The sequence below is a fragment of the Gryllotalpicola kribbensis genome, assembly GCF_039538245.1.
Taxonomy (GTDB): domain Bacteria; phylum Actinomycetota; class Actinomycetes; order Actinomycetales; family Microbacteriaceae; genus Gryllotalpicola; species Gryllotalpicola kribbensis.
Window position 1 is genome coordinate 1 of the sequence record NZ_BAABBX010000019.1, and the last position, 1,249, is coordinate 1,249.

Below are 1,249 nucleotides of genomic sequence, written 5' to 3' on the forward strand. Positions count from 1 at the left end.
ACGACCGAAGTTGAAGACGATGTGATGGTCGATCCCGTGACCGGGGAGATCATCGATCAGAAGGAGCTCGCGCAGCGGTTGCTCGCGCAGGCGAAGGAACGGGGCGTGAGTCTGGTGGGCCCGAACGGGCTGCTGGGCCAGCTGACGAAGAACGTGCTCGAGACCGCGCTGGAGGCGGAGCTGACCGAGCACCTCGGCCACGAGCACGGCGGGGCCCCGATGACCGCGAACGTGCGCAATGGCACCCGCACGAAGACGGTGCTCACGGAGATCGGCCCGGTCGAGATTGAGGTGCCCCGAGATCGGGACGGTTCGTTCGAGCCGGTGATCGTCCCGAAGCGGAAGCGGCGCCTGGATGGCATCGACCAGATCGTCCTCTCCCTGTCCGCCCGGGGTTTGACGACCGGGGAGATCGCCGCGCACTTCGACGAGGTCTACGGGGCGAAGGTCTCCAAGGACACCGTCTCGAAGATCACCGAGAAGGTGGCCGGGGAGCTGGCCGAGTGGTCTGCCCGCCCGCTGGACGTGCTCTACCCGGTGATCTTCGTGGACGCGATCGTCGTGAAGGTCCGTGACGGGCAAGTGCGCAACACCCCGTTCTACGTCGTGATGGGCGTGACCACGGCCGGGGAGCGGGAGATCCTCGGCATCTGGGCCGGAGACGGCGCCGAGGGCGCCAGGTTCTGGCTCCAGGTCTTCTCGGAGCTGAAGAACCGGGGCGTGGAGGACGTGCTCATCGCGGTCTGCGACGGGCTGAAAGGGCTGCCGGAGGCGATCAACACGACCTGGGAGCACACCGTCGTCCAGCAATGCGTCGTGCATCTGATCCGCAACTCGTTCCGGTACGCCGGACGGCAGCACCGCGACGCGATCGTCAAAGCGCTGCGCCCGGTGTACACCGCCCCGAGCGAACAGGCGGCGAAGGACCGGTTCGCGGAGTTCGCCGCCGAGTGGGGCGGCAGGTATCCGGCGATCGTGCAGCTGTGGGAGTCGTCCTGGGCGGAGTTCGTGCCGTTCCTGCAGTACGACGTGGAGATCCGCCGGGTCATCTGTACGACAAACGCGATCGAGTCGATCAACGCGCGCTACCGCAGGGCCGTGCGCGCCAGGGGCCACTTCCCGAACGAGGCCGCCGCGCTCAAGTGCCTGTACCTGGTGACCCGGTCGCTTGACCCCACCGGCGGCGGCAGGGCACGCTGGGTCGTGCGCTGGAAGCCCGCGCTGAACGCGTTCGCGATCACCTTCGCGG

Annotated in this window: 1 protein-coding gene; it reads left to right on the forward strand. The window is 67.8% G+C overall.

Going from position 1 to position 1,249, the window contains the following annotated elements:
- Window positions 1–24: 24 nt before the first annotated feature.
- Window positions 25–1,249 (forward strand): IS256 family transposase (locus tag ABD716_RS16325; RefSeq protein ID WP_344778846.1); only part of this gene is annotated, 1,225 nt, incomplete at its 3' end.